Below are 17,899 nucleotides of genomic sequence, written 5' to 3'. Positions count from 1 at the left end.
GGGCGCGAAGCGCGCGCCCGCTATGCTGCGCGCATGAGCGAAACGGGGGTGGTGATCGGGCTGGATGCGGTGATCGTGGCGGTCACCGGCGGTACGCCGCGCGTGCTCACCGCGCGCGGCGGCGACGCCGACGCGCTGCCGTCGGGCCTGCTCGACCTCGAACGCCACCAGACGCTGGAGCGCGGCGTGCGCGACTGGGTGGTGCGCTCGACCGGCTTCGGCCTCGGCTACGTCGAGCAGCTGTACAGCTTCGGCGACCGCTTCCGCGATCCGCGCGAGCGCGCCGGCGGCGCGCGCGTGATCTCGGTGGCCTATCTCGCGCTGGTGCGCGAGCAGGCGCTGCCGCCGACCTTCGACGCGCACTGGCGCGACGTCTACGCGTTCCTGCCGTGGGAGGACTGGCGCCACGACCGCCCCGCGCTGATCGAGCGCGACCTGGCGCCGCGCCTGTACGCCTGGGCCGGCGACGACGCGCGTCGGCGCCAGCGCATCGACCTCACCTTCGGCCTGGGCGGCGCGCCGTGGGATCCCGAGCGCACGCTTGAGCGCTACGAGCTGCTGTGGGAAGCCGGCCTGGTGGCCGAGGCGCGGCGCGACCAGGACGGCGACGCCGCGCTGCCCGCCGGCACCGGCCGCGCGCTGGCGCTCGACCACCGCCGCATCCTCGCCACCGCGCTGGGCCGGCTGCGCGGCAAGATCCGCTACCGCCCGGTGGTGTTCGAGCTGCTGCCGGACCGCTTCACGCTGTCGCAACTGCAGCACGTGGTCGAGGCGCTGGCCGGCAACCGCCTGCACACGCAGAACTTCCGCCGCCTGGTCGAGAGCGCCGGCCTGGTCGAAGGCACCGGCGAGCGCGACTGCAGCACCGGCGGCCGTCCCGCCGAGCTGTTCCGCTTCCGCAAGGACGTGTTCCGCGAGCGCCCGCAGCCGGGCGTGTACTACCCGGGCGCGTGGTGGTCGCGCTGAGGCCGGCGCGGCGGCGGACGCGCGCCGCAGCGCGGATCCGCCTCGCGGCCGCGCATCGCCCGTCGGCGGCGCACCCGTAGCGCGGGTCGCGATCCCACCGGGAAAGGCAACAAGGCGGCGCATTCGCACTAGACTCGTCGCCACGCCGCCACGGAGCCGCCGCATGCCGCGCCACGTCGCCCCGCTGATCGCCGTCGTCGCCGCGCTCGGCCTGGCCGGCTGCGAGCGCACGCCGCCGACCGCGCCGGCCGCCACGCCGGCCGCCGCGCCCGCGCCGATCGCGGCCAGCACCGTGAGCGTGCGGGACGCGCGCTACAGCATCCGCATCGCCTATCCCGAACTGCCGGCCGGCAGCGCCCCGCTGGCGGCGGCGCTGCACGCCTACGGCGATGCCGCCAAGCGCGAATTCATGCAGGCGCTGGAAGGCGGCGCGGCGCTGACGCAGGGCGCCGGTTTCCCGTGGCAGCTTACGCTCGACTTCGCCGTGGCCGCGCACACCGCCGATTTCGTCGCCGTGCGCGCGCGCGGCGGCAGCTACACCGGCGGCGCGCACGCCGCGCCGCTGGTCGCCGGCTTCAACTACGACGTGCGCCGCAGCCGCGTACTCGCGCTCGGCGACCTGTTCGCGGACCCCGCGGCCGCGCTGCGCGTCCTGGCCGACCGCGCGCGCGGCGCGCTGTCGCAGCGCGTGCTCGGCGCGGAGCCGGACGATCCCGCCGCGCCGCGCCCTGTCCGCAGCGCGGCGCAGCAGCGCGCGCTGGCCTGGATCGACGACGGCACCGCGCCGAAGCAGGCCAACTACGCCGCGTTCCTGGTCCACGCCGACGCCGCCGGCCGCGCCGACGGGCTGCTGCTGATGTTTCCGCCGTACCAGGTGGCGCCCTATGCGGAAGGCACGCTGGAAGTGCAGGTGCCGGCCGCAGCGTTCGCCGCGCTGCTCAGGCCCAGATACCGCGCCGCGTTCGCGGCGGGAACGGCGCCGTGACCGTCGCGCTGTTCGCGCTGGCCGCGCTGCTGATCCTGATCGGCCTGGCCGGCGTGATCCTGCCCGCCCTGCCGGGCGTGCCGCTGATGTTCGCCGGCATGCTGCTGGCGGCCTGGGCCGACGGCTTCCACCACGTCGGCGCGCTCACCCTGACCGTGCTCGGCCTGCTCGCCGTGCTGGCGCTGCTGGTCGACTTCGCCGCCGGCGCGCTCGGCGCGAAGCGGGTCGGCGCCAGCGGGCTGGCCTTGCTGGGCGCCGCGCTGGGCACCGTGGCCGGATTGTTCTTCGGCATCCCCGGGCTGCTGCTGGGGCCGTTCATCGGCGCACTGGCCGGCGAACTGCTGGCCGGCGGCGGCGTGGCGCGCGCCGCCAACGTCGGCGCCGGCACCTGGATCGGCCTGCTGCTGGGCACGCTGGTCAAGCTCGCGCTGTCGTTCGCGATGCTCGGCGTGTTCGCGCTGGCGCTGCTGCTGTAGCGCCGCGCATGGACGCCGCCACGCTGGACTTCCGCACCTACGCCGCCACCGCGGCCACGCACAGCCACGCGTTCCACCAGGTCGTGCTGCCGTGGCGGGGCCGGCTGGAGATCGAGATCGACGGTCGCGGCGGCCGCGTCGACCGCGACTGCGCGGCGGTGATCGGCGCCGGCGCTCGTCACGCCTTCGAGGCGCGCGGCGCCAACCGCTTCGTCGTCGCCGACCTTGCCGCGGACGGCGAGGACGGCGCGCTGCTGGCGCGCCTGGGCGAGCGCCGCTACGTGACGCTGCCGCCGGCGCTGCGGCGCCTGCTGGCGACGCTGGCGGACGTCGCGCCCGCCGACGCGGCGGCGCGCCGCGCGTTCGTGCGCGTGCTGCTGCACGCCATGGACGGCACGCGCACCGACGCCGCCGTGGACGCGCTGGCGGCGTGGCTGCGCGCGGCGCCGCCGGCCGCGGCGCCGGATGCGGCGACCCTGGCGCGGCTGGCCGGGCTCAGCCGCGCGCAGTTCTATCGCCGCTTCGGCGCGCGCGCCGGGCAGGCGCCGGGCGCGCTGCGGCGGGCGCAGCGCCTCGCCCGCGCCTGCACGCTGCTGCGCGACGGCGACGCGCCGATCGCGGACATCGCGCTCGCCTGCGGCTACGCCGAGCAGAGCGCGCTGACGCGCGCGCTGCGCCGGCACTGCGGCCTCACGCCGGGCCAGGTGCGCGCGCGGCGCTGATGCGGACATGCGCTAGGCTGGCGCCACCGCCACGACCGCCGCCGCTACGCCGCATGGACCATCCCCGCCCGCAGCCGCCCTCCGCGTTCCGCATCGCCGCCTGGCTGCTCGCGTTCGCCGCGCTGCTGCTGGTCCTGCGCCTGCACCTGCTCTCCGCCATCCTGGCCGGGCTGCTGGTGTTCCAGCTGGTGCACGTGTTGGCGCCGCTGCTGCAGCGGCGGCTGACCGGCGAGCGCGCGCGGCTGATCGCGGTGGCGCTGCTGGCCGGCGCGATCGTCGGCCTGCTGACGCTGGCGATCGTCGCCGTGAGCGCGTTCTTCCGCAGCGACACCGGCGGCCTGCAGGTGCTGTTCGGGCGCATGGTGCAGATCCTCGACCAGGTGCGCAGCGAGCTGCCGGCAAGCGTGGTCGGCTACCTGCCGGAGGACACCGACACGCTGCGGCGCGCGGTCGTCGAATGGCTGAGCACCCACGGCCAGACGCTGCAACTGGCCGGCAAGGAGGCGGTGCAGACCTTCGTGCACGTGCTCGCCGGCATGGTGCTGGGCGCGCTGATCGCGCTGCACGAGGTGCGCCCGGCGCACCGCCTGCGCCCGCTGGCGCGCGAGCTGCTGGCGCGCAGCGCGCACTTCGCCGAGGCGTTCCGCCGCATCGTCTTCGCGCAGATCAAGATCTCGTTCGTCAACACCGCGTTCACCGCGCTGTTCCTGCTGGCGATCCTGCCGCTGGCGGGGGTGTACCTGCCGCTGGCCAAGACGATGATCGCGGTGACCTTCGTGGTTGGCCTGCTGCCGGTGATCGGCAACCTGGTCTCCAACACCGTGATCGCGGTGATCGCGCTGTCGGTGTCGCCGTATGTGGCGCTGGCTGCGCTGGCGTTTCTGGTGGTGATCCACAAGCTGGAGTACTTCCTGAACGCGCGCATCGTCGGCAACGAGATCCACGCGCGCGCCTGGGAGCTGCTGCTGGCGATGCTGGTGATGGAGGCCGCGTTCGGCCTGCCGGGGCTGGTGGCGGCGCCGATCTACTACGCCTACGTCAAGCGCGAGCTGGCGGACCAGGGCTGGGTCTAGGGAACCGCGCGGCGCGGCGAGACGCGCGGTCAAGACGGCGGCGGCCCACGGCCGTAGCCTCGGCGGAAATCCAGCGGAGCACCACGCACCATGTCCGCCGTCCGCCGCGCCACCCTCGCCGGGTTCGGCGCCATCCTGCTGTGGTCGACGCTGGCCCTGCTCAGCCGCGGCGCCGGGCGCCTGCCGCCGTACCAGCTCCTGGCGTCGAGCTTCGCCGTCGGCGCGCTGGCGACGTTCGCGGCGAGCGCGCTGCGCCACGGCCCGCGCGCGGCGCTGGCGCGCTGCCGGCAGCCGTGGCCGGCGTTCGCACTCGGCTTCGGCGCGCTGTTCGGCTTCCACGCGCTGTACTTCAACGCGCTGGCGCGCGCGCCGGCGGCGCAGGCCAGCCTGATCGTCTACCTGTGGCCGCTGCTGATCGCGCTGGGCGCGGGCGCGCGCGATCCGGCGACGCGGCCGCGCCGCGCGCTGGCCGCGCTGTGCGGGCTGGCGGCGACCGCGCTGGCGATCGGCGCCGGCGCGACCGGCCCGGCGCGCGGCGCCTGGCTCGGCTACCTGCTGGCGCTGGCCTGCGCGTTCGTCTGGGCCGGCTACTCGCTGGCCAACGCGCGCTTCAGCCGCCTGCCGGCGGAGACGCTGATCCCCGCCTGCGCGGCGACCGCGCTGGCCGGCGCGGCGCTGCACCTCGGCGGCGAGGCGTGGGTGGTGCCGAGCACGCACGAATGGCTGGCGCTGCTGGCGCTCGGCGTCGGCCCGGTCGGCACCGCGTTCCTGCTGTGGGACGCGGCGACCAAGCGCGGCGACCTCGGCCTGCTCGGCGTCGCCGCCTACGCCGCGCCGGTGCTGTCGACCGCGCTGCTGGTCGCGGCGGGACTGGCGCCGGCGCGCGCGGCGCTGCTGGGCGCGGCGCTGCTGGTGGCGGCGGCGCTGGCGCTGGCCCGGCCGGCGCGGCGCACCTGACGACGCGCGACCGGCGCTCCCACCTCCGGCACATGGATCGCGGCCTGCGGCCCCGTAGGCTGGCTGCGTCCCTGAGGAGAAGGCCCATGTTGAGACACAAGCTCGCCGCGGCGCTGCTCGCCTGCGGCCTCGTCGTCACCGCGGTCCAGGCCGCCCCGCCCACCGCCGCGCCGAAACCGGCCGCGTGGGTGCAGCAGAGCAACGCCGCCGCGCAGCCGCTGCTGAAGGTGCTGGCCGACTTCCAGCCGGAGTTCGCCTCGCAGCTCGGCCTGCCCGGCTACGACAGCCGCGTCAGCGACCTCAAGCCCAACGTGGTCGAGCGCGCCAACCAGGCGCTCGCCGCCGCCAAGGCCGGCCTCGAGAGGCAGCTCGCCACCGAAAAGGATCCGCAGGTCCGCCAGGACCTCGAGATCATGATCCACTCCGCCGACCAGCAGATCGAGGGCAACACGCTCAACGCCAAGCTGCTGCTGCCCTACTACGACGTCGGCCAGACCATCTTCCAGGGCGAGTTCGTCCTGCTGCAGGACCAGGTCGACGCCAAGCGCCGCCCGGCCGCGCTGGCGCGCCTGAAGTGCTACGTCGGCATGGCCAGCGGCTGCGAGCCGATCGTCAAGCTGGCCGAGGCGCGCACCGCGGAGAAGCTCGCCGACCAGGCGCTGCTCGGCCCGTACAAGGGCGAGGTGGAGCAGAACCTGGCCAACACGCAGCGCTATGTCGACGGCATCCGCCAGCTCTATGCCAAGTACAAGATCGCCGGCGCCGAGCCGGCGCTGGACGCGCTGGCGCAGCAGTTGAAGGACTACGACGCCTGGGCGAAGGCCACCGTGCTGCCGCGCGCGCGCAGCGACTTCCGCCTGCCGCCGGAGCTGTACGCGTTCAACCTCAAGCAGGTCGGCGTCGACATCGCGCCCGAGCAGCTGATCCGCATGGCCGAGCTGGAGTTCATGGAGACCCAGGCGGCGATGCAGATGATCGCGCCCGAGGTGGCCAAGGCGAACGGCATCGACGCGCACGACTACCGCGACGTGATCAAGGCGCTGAAGAAGGACCAGCTCGACCGCAACTCGGTGGAGCCCTACTACCACGAGGTCATCGGCAAGATCGAGGACATCATCCGCCGCGAGCACATCGTCACGCTGCCGCAGCGCGCGATGCAGATGCGCCTCGCCTCGGAAGCGGAGTCCGCCGCGCAGCCGGCGCCGCACATGGATCCGCCTGCGCTGATCAACAACAAGGGCGAACGCGGCACCTTCGTGCTGACCATGGGCAACCCGTCCAGCAGCGGCGACAAGAGCCAGGCCTACGACGACTTCACGCACAAGTCGGCGGCGTGGACGCTGACCGCGCACGAGGGCCGCCCGGGCCACGAGCTGCAGTTCGCGGCGATGGTCGAGCGCGGCGTGTCGCTGGCGCGCAGTCTGTTCGCCTTCAACAGCGTCAACGTCGAAGGCTGGGCGCTGTACGCCGAGGCCGAGATGCTGCCGTACGAGCCGCCGGCCGGCCAGCTATTCGCCCTGCAGGCGCGCCTGCAGCGCGCGGCGCGCGCGTTCCTCGACCCGATGCTCAACCTCGGCCTGATCAGCCGCGAGCGCGCGCACGACATCCTCGTGCACGACGTCGGCCTGTCCGAGGCGATGACGCGCCAGGAGCTGGACCGCTACACGTTCCGCATGCCCGGCCAGGCCACCGCGTACTTCTACGGCTACACGCGCCTGCTGCAACTGCGCGCGGAGACGCAGATCGCGCTGGGCGACAGGTTCGATCGCCAGGCCTTCAACGACTTCGTGATCGGCCAGGGCCTGCTGCCGCCCGACCTGCTGGCGCAGGCGGTGAAGAGCGCTTTCGTTCCGGCGCAGCAGAAGAAGTGACGCACCCGCGTCCGTCCCTTCCGGCGATTCCGGAAGGGGCGGGCGCGTTCGCTTCACGCGGCGTCCGGCACCACGTACAGCAGGATCGCCAGGAAGTGCAGCACGCTGCCGCCAAGCACGAACAGGTGCCAGACGGCGTGGTGGTACGGCAGCTTGCGCCACAGGTAGAACGGCACGCCGAGCGTGTACACCGCACCGCCGGCGATCAGCAGCGCCAGCCCGCCGGTTTCCAGGCTGGCCTTCAGCGGCCCGAACGCGACCAGCGCCAGCCAGCCCATGCCGACGTAGATCAGCGCCATCAGCCAGCGCACGTGGCGCAGCGCGGTGAATTCGAGCACGAAGCCGACGAGCGCCAGCGTCCAGATCGCGGAGAACAATCCCCAGCCCCACGCGCCCTGCATCGCGACCAGGGTGAACGGCGTGTAGGTGCCGGCGATCAGCAGGTAGATCGCGATGTGGTCGAGATGGCGCAGCACGCGCTTGGGCGCGTGCAACGGGATCGCGTGGTACAGCGTCGAGGTCGTGTACACCAGCACCAGGGTGGCGCCGAACACCGCGCAGCTCGCCACCGCCAGCGCGCCGCCGGACAGCGCGGCGAACGCGACCAGCGTCGCCAGCCCGGCGATGCTGAGCACGATGCCGAGGCCGTGGATCAGGCTGTTGGCCACCTCTTCGCCGAATGAATAGCGCTGGGCGGCGGCGATCGCGAGCTCGGCCATGGGCGGGGATCCTTGTCGTCGGGTGGGCGCGCAGCGGCGCCGCGCATGCGGCCCGAGTGTAACGCCTGCGTCTACTTCGCCGGCGTGATCTCGAACAAGCCGAACGCGATGCCGAGATCCCAGCCGCGGCCGGTGCCGGAAATCGCCAGCGACACCGGGCCCTTGGTCAGCACCTGCGCGGTGCCGCTCCTGACCGCGCCGGCGTGCGCTTCCGCCTGCGCGTAGACGCCGGGCACCTCGCGAATGTCGTTGACGCCGGAGAACGCGCCCTTGCCGTCGTCGATCACGTACTTGCCCGCGGTCAACCCGCCGCCCTTGGCGACGATCCTCACGCGCATGCTCTGGCCGTTGTCGCAACGCACCGTGCCGGTGCCCTCGGCGCGCTTGTACAGCAGCGACCAGCCGCGCAGCGCGAAGCGCAGGTCGCAGTCGACCCCGGTCGCGCCGGCATGCGCCGCCGGCGCGAAGCCGGACAGCAGCGACGCCAGCAGCCATCCGCACACGAATCCCGCATGTCGTCGATGCATGGTCCACCTCCGCGAAGACCGCCGCCGCGCGTCCGCACTCGCGCACGCTAGCGCCATCCGCTTGCGCCGGCGTTAAGCATGGCCCGGACAGCGGCGCCGAGCGGAGACCGGGCGCCCGGTTTGCCGCCGGGCCGGCGACCGGCATTTGCCCGCAGGCGCCTTTAAGGCAGCTTTCACGCGCCGGCAACGTCGCTTGAACACTGGGGCGCGGATGCTGCTTGCGCCGGGCGTTGATCCCCATACCCTCTTACCCCCTGAACGTCCGGCATTCCCCGCCCGCCGCCCACCCCGGCGGGCTTTTTTTGGGTTCTTCCCCCTGCGGCTTCTGCCGCGAATCGCTGCCCCGCAATCGCGGCCGGAGCCGCTCCCGCCGGCGCGGGCAGCACCTTTCCTGCCCGCAAGCGTTGCGCAACCTGCGCCGCATTGGCCTGGCGCACGCGCCGCGCGCTAGGCTACGGCCGGGCCCGGGTGGAGCAGCAGGCATGCAGGAAATCCTCGTTCACGTGCGCCAGGCGGACGTGCAGGCGGCCGGCGTGCGCGTCGCGCTCGAACTGGGCGCGCGCTTCGGCGCGCGCCTGAGCGGCCTGTACGTCGTGCCGATGGTGCCGGCCGCATTCGTCGCGCCGGAGGCGGTGGCGATCCAGGGCCAGTTCATGGCGCACGAACTGGAAGAGGCGCGCGGACGCGCGGACTGGTGGCGCGAGGCGTGCGCACGGCGCGGCGTCGACGGCGAGTGGCTGGCGCTGGAAGGCGACCCCGTCGACGTGATCGCGCACTGCGCCAGCCTGGCCGACCTGGTGGTGATGGAGCGCCCGCAGAGCGACCCGTCCGCGCCGGTCGGCTTCGGCACCGTCAGCCGCTCGCTGTTCGCCGGCGCCTCGCCGATGCTGGTGGTGCCGGACGTCTGCCAGGTGCGCACGCCGGGGCGCCGCGTGATGATCGCCTGGAACGGTGCGCGCGAAGCCGCGCGCGCGGTGCGCGCCGCGCTACCGCTGCTGCAGCGTGCGGAAGCGGTGCGCGTGCTGGTGGGCGCGCGCCGCGACGAGGGCCTGCCGCTGGCGCCGCCCGCGCTGGCGCTGCGGCCGTGGCTGGAACGCCGCGGCGTCACCGCCGACTACGTCGACTTCGCGCCCGCGGGCAAGGTCGGCAGCGCGATGCTGGAAGCGGCCAGCGCGTACGAGGCGGACATGCTGGTGATGGGCGCCTGGGGCCGCTCGCGGCTGGCGGAACTGGCGCTGGGCGGCACGACCCGCTATCTTTTCCAGAACAGCGGCCTGCCCTTGCTGGTGGCGCACTGATGCCTTCGAGCTTCCACCCGCGCTCCGTCGTATCCGCCCTTGCCGCCACCACCTCCGTCGCTTCTTCCACTTTGCGCCAACGCTTCCCCGGCCTGAGCCTGATCAGCGCCGGGCAACTGCCGCTGGCGGCGCTGGCGGCGCTGTTCGAAGCCGCGTTCAGCGGCTACGTGGTGCCGGTCCGGCAGAACGCCGCGCTGCTCGCCGCGCGCGTGCGCAGCGAGCAGATCGACCTCGAACACAGCCGTATCGCCCTGCGCGACGGCGTGCCCTGCGCGCTGTGCCTGCTGGCGCGCCGCGGCGACACCATGCGCATCGCCGCGATGGGCGTCGTACCGGCCGCGCGCGGCGCCGGCCTCGGTCGCCTGCTGCTGGACGAGGCGATCGCGGTGGCGCGCGAGCAGCGCGCGGCGCGCCTGCTGCTGGAAGTGATCGCGAGCAACGGCGTCGCGCGCCGGCTGTACGAGCGCGCCGGCTTCCGCGCCCGCCGCCGCCTGTTCGGCTGGACCCGCGAACCGTTCACGCCGCAGGCGGAGGTGGCGCTGCGGCGCACCCACTGCATCGAGCTGGCGCGCGCGCTCGGCGCCGACCACACGCTGGAATGGCCATGGCAACTGGCGCCGGCCAGCGTCGCCTCCGGCTTCGCGTGGATGTCCACCTACGCGATCGACGACAAGGCCTACGCCTGGATCGACGACCGTGCGCGCGACCGGCTCTCGCTCGGCCACCTGTTCGTGGCGCCGCACGTGCGCGGCGCGGGCCACGCGCGGCGCCTGCTGGTCACGCTGCAGGCGCACTATCCGGGACGCGCGTGGACGATCCCGCCGCTGGTGCCGGAAGAGCTGGGCAGCGCGGTGCTCGGCGCGCTCGGCTTCGCGCGCGGCGCGCTCGAGCAGGTCGAGATGGAGCTTGCGCTGGCCTGAGCGTCAGCGCGTGGGCGTGGCCGTCGCGTGGCCGCTGCGCGCCAGCAGCCAGACCAGGCCGACCAGCAGCGCCAGCGGCAGCCACAGCGGCAGCGTCGCCAGCACCACCAGCGGCAGCACCGCCAGCGCCACCAGCAGGCCGATCGCGCCGCCGATCAGGCCGAGCACGCCGCCGATCAGCCCCAGGGTCAGCTTGAGGGCGAAACCTAGCAGGGAGCAGAGCGCGGCGACCACGCCCCACAGCACCAGCGCCATCATTCCGAGTGCGAACAGTTCGATCATGTGCGGATCCTCGCGGCTGCAAGGATGGGATGCGCACCGGCGCAGAAGGGTTGCCGGCGCGCACCGCCCGCGCACCTCGTGGTGCGCAGCCGCAATCTGCGCGCGCAGCGGAGCGCCGGCAAGCCGCGGAAGTCACGGCATGACTTCCGGCCGCGCGCTTGCCGCGTGCGGCGGCGACCCGGCGCGCTCAGCGCTCGATCACGAACTTGCCGAAGTCGACGCCGATGTCCCAGCCCTCGCCCTTGCCGGCCAGCGCCAGCGACACCGCGCCCTTGGTCACCACGGTGGCGCCGGCCGACCTGGCCGCACCGGCGTGCGCGTTGGCGTGCGCGTAGGCGCCATAGATGTCGCCGATGCTGCTGACCCCGGAGAATTCGCCCTTGCCGGTAATCGTCGATTTGCCGAAGGTCAGCCCGCCGCCCTTGCTGGTGATGCGCACGTTCGCGCGCTGGCCGTTGCTGCAGGTGACGTGGCCGGAGCCGGAGTAGGTCTTGTAGAACGCCGACCAGCCGGACAGGGTGAAGGTCATCTTGCAGGTGACGGTGCCGGCGCGCACGGGCGCGGACGGCAGCAGGGCGAGTCCGCAGGCCAGCAGGACGGCGGCGAGCGTGGGCATCGTGCGCATGACGGCTTTCCTCAGGGGTGGAAGCGACCGGCCAAGGATAGAGCAGGCGCCCGCCTGCGCGCTGAACGCTGCGCCGGCCGGCTGGCGCCGACGCGGGCGTAAACGATGCGGCCGTCGCGATCGACCAGGAACAGGCCCGGCGTGCCGGTCGCGCCGCGGCGGCCGGCGATCGCGTCGCCGTCGCGCACCCGGGTGAAGGTCTGGCCGCGTGCCGTCAGCCGTGGAACAGCCGCGCGCCCCAGGCGGCGAATACGCGGTCGATGTTGAAGGCGATGCAGGCCGTGGCCAGCGTGTCGTAGACCAGGTGCAGCGCGATGCCGTACCACAGCCGGTAGCCGGAAACGACATACACCAGCGCCAGCACCGATCCCATCACGCCGGTGATGATCCAGCCGCTCAGGCCCTGGTAGCCGTGCGCCAGGCCGAACACGATGCAGGAAGCGACGAACGCGACCGCGGTGGCGAGGCGCGTGCCGCCGAGCGCGGCGCGCAGGCGCCCCAGGGCGATGCCGCGGAACACGATCTCCTCGCACAGGCCGGCGGACAACCACATCGTCGGCAGCAGGCCGAGCAGCGCGCCGACGTTGCCGCGCAGCGCGTCGAACATGCGCAGGTCGCGGTGCTGGCCGGTCAGCGCCTCGACGGCCGGCGTCAGCAGGATCTTCGCCAGCAGCAGTTGCGCGACGCCCGCCAGCAGGCCGAACAGCACCACGCGGCGCCAGTCGGTGCGCTTCAGCAGCCCCAGCGGCACGTGCCAGCGGCGCGGCTCGAAGCGGGCGATCAGCAGCGCCACCGCGGCGCCGTAGATCGAACCCCAGCCCGGCGCGAACCAGGCGGTCGCCAGCACCGCGCCGATGACCGCGAATTGCCACAGCCCGGACGCGGCGCGCGCCCCGGCGGGCGCCGTTTCCACCCCCGCAAGATCCATGCTGTCTCCCCGCTCTGTGCCGAACCGCGGCGCGCGGACTCTCACACCGCGCCCGCGGGGCCGGCGCGTGCCGGTGGTCATGCCGCCCCACGCGACGATGCCCATAATCGGCAGCGACTACGCACGGATAACGCAGACATGCCCGCAGAAACGACCGACAAGCGCGTGCAGTTCGACTTCGAGATCGATTTCTCCAACGGCGGCGGCATCCAGGGCCAGGGCTTCCGCCTCGACATCGACGGCGACGACATCGCCGACACCGCGCTGGCCGACTACATCGTGCGCGACCTGCGCCTGCTGATGGTCGGCGCCGTGCGCATCCTCAACAAGACGATCATCCACGAGCGCCACAAGCGCGCGGCAGCCTCGGCGCAGGCCGCGCCGCGCGCGGCGGCGGCGGCGCGCCACATCGACCTCAGCCACGCCATCGAGGACGGCATGATCACCTACAGGGGCCTGCCGGCGCCGATCGTGTGCGACCACCTCAGCCGCGCGCAGTCGCGCGCGCACTACGCCGAAGGCACCGAGTTCCAGATCGGCAAGATCACGATGGTGGCCAACACCGGCACCTACATCGACAGCCCGTACCACCGCTACGCCGACGGCAAGGACGTGGCCGGATTCGACCTCGACGAGGTCGCCGGGCTGGACGGCGTGCTCGCCCGCGTCGCCGGCATGGCGGGCCGCGCGATCGGGCGCAGCGTCTTCCTGCCGCTCGACGTGCGCGGCAAGGCGGTGCTGGTGCACACCGGCTGGGACCGCCACTGGCGCACCGACCGCTACTTCGAGGGCCACCCGTTCCTGACCGCGGACGCGGCCGCCTATCTGCGCGACGCCGGCGCGCGCCTGGTCGGCATCGACTCGCTGAACATCGACGACACCGCCGACGGCCATCGCCCCGTGCACACCGCGCTGCTCGGCGCCGGCATCCCGATCGTCGAGCACCTGTGCGGGCTCGACCAGCTCCCGACCGCGGGCTTCCGCTTCTCCGCCGTGCCGGTGAAGGTCAAGGGCATGGGCACGTTCCCTGTGCGCGCGTACGCGACGCTCGAAGCGACCTGACGCCCGCCGGGCGCGCGTCCGTCAGCGTCCCGGCCGCAGCGGCTCCGGCACCATCGGCGACGGGCCCCACAGCTCGACCCGGAGCTGCGTCGCCATGCGCCGCAACTCGAGCTCGAGGGTCTGCCAGTCGCCCTCGTCAAACCGCGCCCAGTCGGGAGCGGACTGCCAGACGGTGGTGGTGCGCACCTGCGGCGAGCCGAGCAGGTTGCGGTGGGCGCGGAACTCCACGAAGCCGGGCTGCTTCAGCACGATGCCGAGCGCCTTCTTGACCCATGCGGCGTAGGCGCCGAGGTCGACCGTCGGCAGCAGTTCGTAGGTCTGGTTGACTTCGATCATGAGCGTCGCTCCGGGAGGGGTGCGGAGGACTGGCGCGGCGGCGCAGGACAGCATCCCGCTTCCGCAGGCCGGCCATCGTCGCCACCTTCGTCCGTGAGCGCGTGCGCCGCCGCACTTCCGCCGCAACCTTGCGGCCTCCGACGCGACGACGCACGTGCATCCGCGACGCGAGCGCCACGCGTGGCGGAGTGTCATCCCTGACCATGCACAGGTGCGGCCGACACCGGCATTCTGTGAGCCGCCCCGCGCGGACCATTGATTTGCATCAAACACCGGGCGGACACGCATAGAATGGCAGCGGCATCCTCGCCGGGAGCCGCCGCATGCGCGCCATGGTGCTGCACGCGCCGAACACCGCGCTGGTCGCGGAATCGCGGCCGGTGCCCGCGCCGGGCCCGGACCAGGTGCTGATCCGCGTGCACGCCTGCGCGGTGTGCCGCACCGACCTGCACGTGATCGACGGCGAGCTGCCGCACGCGAAACCGGATCTGGTGCCCGGTCACGAGATCGTCGGCACCGTGGTCGCGCACGGTGCGCAGGTCGAGCGCTTCCGCGAAGGCGAGCGCGTCGGCGTGCCGTGGCTGGGCTGGACCTGCGGCGCCTGCGCGTACTGCCGCAGCGGCCGCGAGAACCTGTGCGGGCGCGCACGCTTCACCGGCTACCAGCTCGACGGCGGTTACGCCGAATACACCGTCGCCGACCCACGCTACTGCTTCCGCCTTCCGGACGCCTACGGCGACGCCGAAGCCGCGCCGCTGCTGTGCGCCGGGCTGATCGGCTACCGCGCGCTGCGCCTCGCCGGCGACGCGCGCCGGCTCGGCCTGTACGGTTTCGGCGCTGCCGCGCACATCGTCGCGCAGGTGGCGCGCCACCAGGGCCGCGAGGTGTATGCGTTCACGCGCGCCGGCGACGCCGCCGCGCAACATTTTGCGCGCACGCTGGGCGTGGCGTGGGCCGGCGCCTCCGACGCCGCGCCGCCAGAACCGCTGGACGCGGCCATCGTGTTCGCACCGGTCGGCGCGCTGGTGCCGGCCGCGCTGGCGGCGACGGCGAAGGGCGGCACGGTGGTCTGCGCCGGCATCCACATGAGCGACATCCCGGCGTTTCCCTACCGCCTGCTGTGGGGCGAGCGCGTGCTGCGCTCGGTCGCCAACCTCACGCGTCGCGACGGCGAGGAATTCCTCGCGCTGGCGCCGCAGGTGCCCGTGCGCACGCACGTCGAAACCTTTCCGCTGGAGCAGGCCAACGAAGCGCTGGCCCGCCTGCGCGGCGGCGCGCTGCAGGGCGCGGCGGTGCTGCAGGTGGCGACACCCTATCCGCCCCATTCCCCTCTCATGCCGTAATCACATGGACTCGCCCTCGCACGATTGCGGTGGAAGCGACAGCTCACCACCGCTGGCGCTTCGACGCCTGGCAATGCAAGGGCGAGTCCATGTGATTACGGCGTTCGCGCTTCGCCGTTGCGGTCAGGTGCCGTCGAAGCGGACAGGGTGCACGGCGGCCACGCGCTTGCGCACGACCACCGTGTTGGCCAACCGGTCGTGCCAGCCCTGCTTGCGCGGGTCGAACGCCACCCAGACGTAGCCGAGGCACAGCACCACGGCCGAGAGGAGGTAGCCGAGATAGCGGATGACGCACTGGCCGAGCGTGGGCGGTTCGCCGGTGGCGGCGTCGACGATGCGCGCGCCGATGACCATCTTGCCCGGCGTCGCCTGCCGCGCCATCCAGAACGCGACGGTGGCGATTGCCGGAAGGATCCAGTTGATCACGGCGTCGGCCGGGCCGCGCACCAGCGCGAAGTCGTTCCAGTAGCCGGCGCCGTAGACCATGCGCATCAGCGGCACGGTGAAGAAGCTGATCAGCAGTACGTCGATCAGCGTCGCGCCGACGCGCGGCCAGAAGCCCACGTATTCCAGTTCGTTCGCGTCCATGCGGTCTCCACTGCGATTCACCGTGAGACGATGAGGCTCAAAGCGCCGCCTCGATCATGCGCACCATCTGCGCCTTCGGCACCAGGCCGATCTGCGTGGCCTGCACGCTGCCGCCCTTGTAGAGCTGCAGCGTCGGCGCGGAGCGCACGCGGCAGGCGATCGCGGTCTTCGGGTTGGCGTCCATCTCGACCTTCACCACCTTGATGCGCCCGGCGTAGTCGCGCGCCAGTTCGTCCAGCATCGGCGCCAGCGCCTTGCACGGCCCGCACCACGTCGCCCAGAAGTCCACCAGCACCGGCATGTCGGCGCGCAGCACCTGGGTGTCGAAATCGGCGTCGGTGGCGTGGGTGATGGAGTTGCTCATGGCGCCACCTTCCACGAATAACGTTGACGGGTTCCGCTTCGCACAGCCCACACCACGCACTTAGGTTGGTCTACGAGCGCATCTCGTGAGTTCATTCGATCGTTAGATCTGACTAACAATATGCTCTTGCCAGTTTGCATACGACTCGCCCGTGTCCGCATTGATCCATGCAGTACGTCCGTTGGCCGGGCGACCCGAGATGACAGCAGCGGCTGCGCTTGGACTTGAGAACGCGTAGTCAGCGGTGAAAGTGCGGACCCCTGCCATTTGTTCCGAGAGAATCCCGTCATCTACCAACTGGTCATACAGAGCTCGGTAGCCGGGATGCTCACTGGTCCATTGGGCTCGCGCCGCCGCCCCCTTGAGCACAATGAAGTCACCATCGATCTCTCGTGCGCGAGCGCTCACCCCGTGCTTGCGGATGCTCAGTTCAAAGATTGGCGAAACGCGTTGTCCACCCGAGCTGCCGACTGTACCCGGAGCAAAGGAAACATTCGGGCGGGAGCGCAGGAAATCAAACCCGAGCACCGGCAAGACAGTGCGCACCTGCTCGAGAAAGAACGCCATATCGGCGATGTCGGCCTCAGGCAATTGAGCGCCGTACACGGGGGCATTTCCGTTGACGAGGCTGGATCGAGCGGCTTCCCTAGCCAAACCAATCAGCACGCTCTCCAGATACTTTGCGTGTGCCTTGGTCAGGTTGGAATCCTTGCTGGTAACTACGCAGACCTTCTCCCAGAAATCCTTTCCACCTTGATTTTCCCCACGGTTGTGCTGCTTCAGCCGCGTCGACACATCGTCGGATTCTCCGACGTAGACCAGCGATCGCGCCGGGTTGTCCGGATCAGGGCCGACCAAGAAATACACGCCCGTGCGAGCTACCTCGGGACGTTTCAGTAACTCTGCAAGCATGCTGCGGGGTCCAGCCAATACATGGCCGGTCCAGTTCATGATTTCCGCAGTGATCAGCCCTCCGGGAGAGCCGTCCACCAGGAAGAGTCGAATCGAGCGGCCGTTACTCATGCACCGCGTATACGCCGTGGACGCGAGCGCGGCTGATAGCGACGCAACTCATCACTCGCTCACCCGCACTTCGAGTACCCGCAATTCAGGCACGTCGCGCAGCCGTCCATCATGACGACGGCGTTGGTGTTGCACTTGTGGCACATGGTGGCGCCGGGCGGGAAGGAGCCGTTGGACTGCGGCTCGGGCTTCGGCGCGACTTCGGCGGCGGCGGGGCTTACGTCAGGCTTTTTTTTTGAGCCGGCGGCCTCGTAGGCCGCGCGCTTCTCGGCGATCAGGGCGCGCTGGGCGTCGCTCATCTCGGGGTCGCGGATCAGGCCGATCATCTTCATGTGCTGCTCCACCACGCCGCCGATCTCGGCGACGATGGAGGGCATGTACACGCCGCCGGCCTTGAAGTAGCCGCCGCGCGGGTCGAACACGGCCTTCATCTCTTCGACCAGGAAGGTGACGTCGCCGCCCTTGCGGAACACGGCGGACATGATGCGGGTCAGCGCCACGATCCACTGGAAGTGGTCCATGTTCTTCGAGTTGATGAAGATCTCGAAGGGGCGGCGCATTTCGTGCGGGGTGCCGGCGTTGAGCACGATGTCGTTCAAGGTGACGTACAGCGCGTGCTCGAACAGCGGCGACTTGATCTTGTAGGTGGCGCCGACCAGGGTGTCCGGCCGCTCCACGCTCTCGTGCATCTGGATCACTTCCGCGCTGGGCGCGGCCGGCGCCTTGGCGGGCGCCGCGGCGGTCGCGGCTTCCTTGGCCTTGTCCTCCGGTTTGACGACGGCGTAGCCCTTGATCTTCTTGCCGATCTTGATCGTCATGCTGCTTCTCTGCGTT

Annotated in this window: 21 protein-coding genes; 11 read left to right on the top strand and 10 right to left on the bottom strand. The window is 72.0% G+C overall.

Translation table 11 applies throughout. The features are described from left to right. The first annotated feature begins 33 nt into the window (after positions 1-33). From ABFC67_RS12065 to ABFC67_RS12035, 7 genes are all read left to right on the top strand, one after another. Positions 34-966 carry a hypothetical protein gene (locus ABFC67_RS12065; protein WP_346738276.1) on the top strand — a complete coding sequence of 311 codons (933 nt, stop codon included), beginning with the start codon at positions 34-36 and terminating at the stop codon, positions 964-966. Positions 967-1,129: 163 nt separating this feature from the next. After that, complete coding sequence (locus tag ABFC67_RS12060) at positions 1,130-1,951, top strand: DUF3298 domain-containing protein (RefSeq protein ID WP_346738275.1); 822 nt, start codon at positions 1,130-1,132, stop codon at positions 1,949-1,951. Further along, on the top strand, positions 1,948-2,427 hold the full coding sequence (locus tag ABFC67_RS12055) for a DUF456 domain-containing protein (RefSeq protein WP_346738274.1): 480 nt from the start codon (positions 1,948-1,950) through the stop codon (positions 2,425-2,427). The genes ABFC67_RS12060 and ABFC67_RS12055 overlap by 4 nt, the downstream gene beginning before the upstream one ends. An 8-nt stretch (positions 2,428-2,435) precedes the next feature. Next, positions 2,436-3,149, top strand: coding sequence for an AraC family transcriptional regulator (locus tag ABFC67_RS12050; RefSeq protein ID WP_346738273.1), 714 nt, complete (start codon positions 2,436-2,438; stop codon positions 3,147-3,149). A 53-nt stretch (positions 3,150-3,202) separates the two neighbouring features. Beyond that, a complete protein-coding gene (locus tag ABFC67_RS12045) occupies positions 3,203-4,222 on the top strand; it encodes an AI-2E family transporter (protein WP_346738272.1) in 1,020 nt (339 codons plus the stop codon). A gap of 90 nt (positions 4,223-4,312) precedes the next feature. Further along, positions 4,313-5,179 carry a DMT family transporter gene (locus ABFC67_RS12040; protein WP_346738271.1) on the top strand — a complete coding sequence of 289 codons (867 nt, stop codon included), beginning with the start codon at positions 4,313-4,315 and terminating at the stop codon, positions 5,177-5,179. 86 nt (positions 5,180-5,265) lie between these two features. Next, positions 5,266-7,050: a DUF885 domain-containing protein gene (locus ABFC67_RS12035; protein WP_346738270.1), complete on the top strand. Its 1,785-nt coding sequence runs from the start codon at positions 5,266-5,268 to the stop codon at positions 7,048-7,050. A 53-nt stretch (positions 7,051-7,103) separates the two neighbouring features. On the opposite strand, the gene ABFC67_RS12030 is transcribed toward ABFC67_RS12035, so the two are convergent. Both ABFC67_RS12030 and ABFC67_RS12025 read right to left on the bottom strand, forming a co-directional pair. Next, entirely contained in the window at positions 7,104-7,769 is a 666-nt protein-coding gene (locus tag ABFC67_RS12030; protein ID WP_346738269.1) for a hemolysin III family protein, read from the bottom strand. A 71-nt stretch (positions 7,770-7,840) separates the two neighbouring features. Then, complete coding sequence (locus tag ABFC67_RS12025) at positions 7,841-8,296, bottom strand: hypothetical protein (RefSeq protein ID WP_346738268.1); 456 nt, start codon at positions 8,294-8,296, stop codon at positions 7,841-7,843. A 482-nt stretch (positions 8,297-8,778) separates the two neighbouring features. Between ABFC67_RS12025 and ABFC67_RS12020 the strand changes: the two genes are divergently transcribed. Both ABFC67_RS12020 and ABFC67_RS12015 read left to right on the top strand, forming a co-directional pair. Then, positions 8,779-9,594: a universal stress protein gene (locus ABFC67_RS12020; RefSeq protein ID WP_346738267.1), complete on the top strand. Its 816-nt coding sequence runs from the start codon at positions 8,779-8,781 to the stop codon at positions 9,592-9,594. 71 nt (positions 9,595-9,665) lie between these two features. After that, entirely contained in the window at positions 9,666-10,514 is an 849-nt protein-coding gene (locus ABFC67_RS12015) for a GNAT family N-acetyltransferase (RefSeq protein WP_346738266.1), read from the top strand. A gap of 3 nt (positions 10,515-10,517) precedes the next feature. Here ABFC67_RS12015 and ABFC67_RS12010 read toward each other — a convergent pair whose 3' ends face one another. The 3 genes from ABFC67_RS12010 to ABFC67_RS12000 form a co-directional block, all read right to left on the bottom strand. Next, entirely contained in the window at positions 10,518-10,796 is a 279-nt protein-coding gene (locus tag ABFC67_RS12010) for a hypothetical protein (protein ID WP_346738265.1), read from the bottom strand. Between the two features lie 187 nt (positions 10,797-10,983). Beyond that, positions 10,984-11,421 carry a hypothetical protein gene (locus ABFC67_RS12005; protein ID WP_346738264.1) on the bottom strand — a complete coding sequence of 146 codons (438 nt, stop codon included), beginning with the start codon at positions 11,419-11,421 and terminating at the stop codon, positions 10,984-10,986. A 214-nt stretch (positions 11,422-11,635) separates the two neighbouring features. After that, positions 11,636-12,349, bottom strand: coding sequence for a type II CAAX endopeptidase family protein (locus ABFC67_RS12000; protein WP_346738263.1), 714 nt, complete (start codon positions 12,347-12,349; stop codon positions 11,636-11,638). Between the two features lie 138 nt (positions 12,350-12,487). On the opposite strand from ABFC67_RS12000, the gene ABFC67_RS11995 reads away from it, so the two are divergent. Continuing rightward, on the top strand, positions 12,488-13,411 hold the full coding sequence (locus ABFC67_RS11995; protein WP_346738262.1) for a cyclase family protein: 924 nt from the start codon (positions 12,488-12,490) through the stop codon (positions 13,409-13,411). A 21-nt stretch (positions 13,412-13,432) separates the two neighbouring features. Here the strand turns inward: ABFC67_RS11995 and ABFC67_RS11990 are convergent, their stop codons facing one another. Then, positions 13,433-13,747, bottom strand: coding sequence for an antibiotic biosynthesis monooxygenase (locus tag ABFC67_RS11990; RefSeq protein ID WP_346738261.1), 315 nt, complete (start codon positions 13,745-13,747; stop codon positions 13,433-13,435). A gap of 323 nt (positions 13,748-14,070) precedes the next feature. Between ABFC67_RS11990 and ABFC67_RS11985 the strand changes: the two genes are divergently transcribed. Beyond that, positions 14,071-15,090 (top strand): zinc-dependent alcohol dehydrogenase family protein, encoded by a 1,020-nt coding sequence (locus tag ABFC67_RS11985; RefSeq protein ID WP_346738260.1) that lies wholly within the window; start codon positions 14,071-14,073, stop codon positions 15,088-15,090. Between the two features lie 123 nt (positions 15,091-15,213). Here ABFC67_RS11985 and ABFC67_RS11980 read toward each other — a convergent pair whose 3' ends face one another. From ABFC67_RS11980 to ABFC67_RS11965, 4 genes are all read right to left on the bottom strand, one after another. Next, complete coding sequence (locus ABFC67_RS11980) at positions 15,214-15,678, bottom strand: RDD family protein (RefSeq protein ID WP_346738259.1); 465 nt, start codon at positions 15,676-15,678, stop codon at positions 15,214-15,216. A 37-nt stretch (positions 15,679-15,715) separates the two neighbouring features. Then, entirely contained in the window at positions 15,716-16,042 is a 327-nt protein-coding gene (gene trxA, locus ABFC67_RS11975) for a thioredoxin (RefSeq protein WP_346738258.1), read from the bottom strand. 102 nt (positions 16,043-16,144) lie between these two features. Beyond that, positions 16,145-17,065: a GIY-YIG nuclease family protein gene (locus ABFC67_RS11970; protein WP_346738257.1), complete on the bottom strand. Its 921-nt coding sequence runs from the start codon at positions 17,063-17,065 to the stop codon at positions 16,145-16,147. 59 nt (positions 17,066-17,124) lie between these two features. Further along, the gene (locus ABFC67_RS11965) at positions 17,125-17,883 is read right to left on the bottom strand and encodes an NrdJb (protein WP_346738256.1); all 759 of its coding nucleotides are present in this window, start codon (positions 17,881-17,883) and stop codon (positions 17,125-17,127) included. Between the last annotated feature and the right edge of the window lie 16 nt (positions 17,884-17,899).

Origin of the sequence: Mizugakiibacter sp. (genome assembly GCF_039680435.1) — a bacterium.
GTDB lineage: Bacteria > Pseudomonadota > Gammaproteobacteria > Xanthomonadales > Rhodanobacteraceae > Mizugakiibacter.
Note: the sequence above shows the minus strand (reverse complement) of the source record. Positions and strands in the feature narration are given on the sequence as shown.